Raw genomic sequence first — 4,275 nt, 5'->3', positions numbered from 1 at the left:
ACCGCCGCCTGCGCCACGTCCCGCACGTCACCGTCGTCCGCGACGGCGACCGCGCCCCCGGTCACCACGACCAGCCGCGCCGCGTCCGACCGCTCGTCGGACAGCCAGGTCTGCACCGCGTTCAGCGCCCAGTGCGCCATTTCGTGCGCCGCCTCGTGAGCAACCGAGGACACCGCGTCGGACACGGAGGTGATCGGCCGGGCCAGGACGACGAAATCGGGCAGCTCCGCCGAGGACGCGAGGGTCTCCAGCGCACCCAGGTCGGTCCACTCGACGGTCGGGACATCACCGTCGGCCCGGGGCACCGGCGCCGGCACCCAGTCCAAGCCGAACAGCGCGTCGCCGAGGTCGTCCACGGCCAACTGTTCCTGCGAGACCGGTCGCAGCATCAGTGAGTCGATCGTGGCCACCGGGGCACCCGCCCCGTCCGCGACCGTCAGGGCGACCCGGTCCGTGCCCGAGGGGGTCAGGCGCACCCGCAGCGTCTCCGCACCGGAGGCGTGCAGCCGCACACCCGACCACGCGAACGGCAGCCGTCCGACCCCGTCGGCGTCCCCGGCCAGACCGATCGCGTGCAGCGCCGCGTCCAGCAGCGCCGGGTGCAGACCGAAGCCCTCCGCACTCACACCCTCGGGCAACGCGACCTCGGCGAACACCTCGTCCCCGCGCCGCCACGCCGCCCGCAGCCCCTGGAACACCGGCCCGTAACCGAAACCGCCGTCGACCATGTGCTCGTAGAACCCGTCCAGGTCGACGGTCTCCGCCCCGACGGGCGGCCACTCGGCCAAGGACACCCCGCCGCCGGAACGCCCGTCGGCGCGGAGCACACCGGTGGCGTTGCGGGTCCACGACACGCCGTCGTCGCCCGCACTGGAGTGGAGGGTCAGCTCACGCCGGCCCGACGCGTCCTCGACGCCGACCCACACCTGGATCTGCACCGAGCCGTTCTCGGGCAGGATCAGCGGCGCCTCCAGTGTCAGTTCCTCCACCAGGTCACAGCCGACCTGGTCACCCGCACGGATCGCCAGCTCCAGGAATGCCGTGCCGGGCAGCAGAATCGTGTCCAGTACGGCGTGGTCGGCCAGCCACGGGTGGGTCTGGGCCGACAGCCGCCCGGTGAGCAGCGCACCGTCCGTGCCGCCGAGGGTGACGGCCGCGCCCAGAAGCGGGTGATCGGCCGCACCGAGTCCGGCAGCCGTCACATCGCCGACCGAGGGCAGTACGTTGGGCCAGAAGCGTTCGCGCTGGAAGGCGTAGGTCGGCAGGTCCACCCGTCGGGCGCCGCTGCCCGCGAAGAACGCCGCCCAGTCCACCCGGACACCGCGTACGTGCAGGTGCCCGGCGGCCAGGGTGGCGGCCACCGCCTCCGGCCGGTCTGCGCGCAGCACCGGCACGAAGACCGCCTCGGGGGCCGTCTCCTGGCCCAGCGCGGCCAGCGTGCCACCCGGACCGACCTCGACGAACGTACCCACACCCTCGCCCGAGAGCGTGCCGACGGCATCGGCGAACCGGACCGACTCGCGGACGTGCCGCACCCAGTACTCCGGCGAGGTCAACTCCTCGGCCGTGGCCCGGACGCCGGTCAGCGTCGACACGATCGGGATCGCCGGCGCCTCGAACGACACGCTCTCCAGCACCCGCCGGAAGTCGTCCAGCATCGGCTCCATCAGCGGCGAGTGGAACGCGTGGCTGACCTTCAGACGCGACACCTTCCGACCCTGCGCACGCCAGCGCTCCGCCACCGCCTCCACATCGGCGGCGACACCGGAGACGACCACCGACGACGGGCCGTTGACCGCCGCGACGCCCACCGTCTCCGACAGGTCCGGTGCGACCTCGGCCTCCGACGCCCGGACCGCGACCATCGCGCCCCCGGCCGGCAGCGCCTGCATCAGCGTGCCGCGCGCGGACACCACCCTCGCGGCGTCCGCCAGCGACCACACACCCGCCACATGGGCGGCGGCCAGCTCACCGATCGAATGCCCGGCCAGCACATCGGGCCGCACACCCCACGACTCCAGCAGCCGGAAAAGCGCCACCTCGACCGCGAACAACGCCGGCTGCGTCACCCCCGTCTCGTTCAACGCATCGGCGTCATCGCCGAAGAGGGTCTCGCGCACCTGAGGGTCGAACTCCGCCAGCACCTCGTCCAGCGCCTCGGCGAACACCGGGTACCGGGCGGCCAGTTCACGGCCCATCCCCAGCCGCTGCGACCCCTGACCCGAGAACAGGAAACCCAGCGGACCAGCGTCGTTGACAACCCCTGTGACCACAGCGCCGGTCGGCTGGCCCTCGGCCACGGCCGTCAAGGCGTCCAAGAGCTCGGTCCGCTCGGCGGCGACGACCACCGCCCGGTGCTCCAGCGCCGCCCGCGACGTCGCCAGCGAGTAGCCCACGTCGGCCGGGGACTGATCGTCCACGAAGGACGCCAGCCGGGCGGCCTGCTCCCGCAACGCCTCCACGCTGCGGGCCGACAACACCCACGGCAGCACCCCACCACGTACGGGCTCGGGGGCGTTCGCATCCGTCCGCTCGACCACGGGGGCCTGCTCGACGATGACGTGGGCATTCGTCCCGCTCACACCGAACGACGAGACACCCGCCCGCCACGGCCGGTCCACGTCCGGCCAGGCACGCCGGTCGGTCAGCAGTTCCACCGCGCCGGCTGACCAGTCCACGTGCGAGGACGGTTCCGTGACGTGCAGGGTCTTCGGCAGCACTCCGTGCCGCATCGCCATGACCATCTTGATCACGCCCGCGACACCGGCGGCCGCCTGCGTGTGCCCGATGTTCGACTTGATCGAGCCCAGCCACAGCGGCTCACCGGACCGGTCCCGACCGTAGGTGGCGAGCAGCGCCTGGGCCTCGATCGGGTCACCCAGCGTCGTCCCCGTACCGTGCGCCTCGACCGCGTCCACCTCGGACGGGGTCAGCCCCGCACTGGCGAGCGCCTGGCGGATGACCCGCTGCTGCGACGGGCCGTTCGGCGCGGTGAGGCCGTTCGACGCGCCGTCCTGGTTCACCGCCGAGCCCCGCACCACCGCGAGCACCGGATGCCCGTTACGCCGGGCATCCGACAGCCGCTCCACCAGCAGCATGCCGACGCCCTCGCCCCAGCCGGTGCCGTCCGCGCTGTCGGAGAACGCCTTGCAGCGCCCGTCCTCCGCCAGCCCGCGCTGGCGGCTGAAGTCGATGAACACACCCGGCGTGGACATCACCGTCACGCCACCGACCAGTGCCAGCTCGCATTCGCCCTGGCGCAGCGCCTGAGCGGCCCAGTGCAGGGCGACCAGCGACGACGAGCACGCCGTGTCGACCGTGACGGCGGGGCCCTCGAGGCCGAAGGTGTAGGACAGCCGGCCGGAGATGACACTGGCCGCGTTGCCCGTGCCGAGGTACCCCTCCACCCCTTCCAGGGTGTCCGGGGCGGCCATCAGCAGCGTCGGGTAGTCCTGGCCGTTGGTGCCGACGAACACGCCCGACCGGCTGCCCCGCAAGGAGTCCGGGTCGATGCCCGCTCGTTCGAACACTTCCCAGGAGGTCTCCAGCAGCAGCCGCTGTTGCGGGTCCATCGCCAGCGCCTCACGCGGCGAGATGCCGAAGAACGCCGGGTCGAACTCCGCCACGCGGTCGAGGAACGCACCCATGCGGGTGTAGCTGGTCCCCCGCTGGTCGGGGTCGTCGTCGAACAGCGTGTTCAGGTCCCAGCCGCGGTCGGTCGGGAACTCCACCACGGCGTCTCCGCCGCCGACCAGCAACTTCCAGAGGTCTTCCGGTGAGTTCACCCCGCCGGGGAAGCGGCAGCTCATGCCGACGATCGCGATCGGCTCGTCGGTGACGGCCGGGGTGCGGGTGGACGCCGTCAGGACGGGCGCGCCCGCGAGTTCGGCGTCGAGGAACGCCGCCAGCGCTGCGGGGGTCGGGTAGTCGAAGACCAGGGTCGCGGGCAGGCGCAGTTCGGTGGCCGCGCCCAGCCGGTTGCGCAGCTCCACGGCAGTGAGCGAGTCGAAGCCCAGTTCCTTGAACGCGCGGTCGGGTGCGACGGCCCCTGCCGAGCTGTGGCCGAGCACCACGGCCACGTGGCCGAGCACGAGGTCCAGCAGCGCCTTGTCGCGCTCCGCAGCGGTCATTCCCGCCAGCGACTGGGCCAGCGCCGATCCGACGACGGAGCCGGCTTCGGCGGTCCTGCGTGCCGTGCCGCGTACCAAGCCGCGCAGGACGGGGGCCACGGGGTGGGAGCGCGCCTGCTGGTGCAGGGCGGGCAGGTCGAGGGGG

Annotated in this window: 1 protein-coding gene; it reads right to left on the bottom strand. The window is 72.9% G+C overall.

Going from position 1 to position 4,275, the window contains the following annotated elements; genetic code table 11:
* On the bottom strand, positions 1–4,275 hold a 4,275-nt coding region (locus FHS37_RS38585), incomplete at both ends, for a type I polyketide synthase (RefSeq protein ID WP_184829978.1).

It is taken from the genome of Streptomyces griseomycini, from assembly GCF_014203535.1.
Classification (GTDB): Bacteria; Actinomycetota; Actinomycetes; order Streptomycetales; family Streptomycetaceae; genus Streptomyces; species Streptomyces griseomycini.
This window is presented reverse-complemented; position numbering and strand designations above follow the sequence as displayed.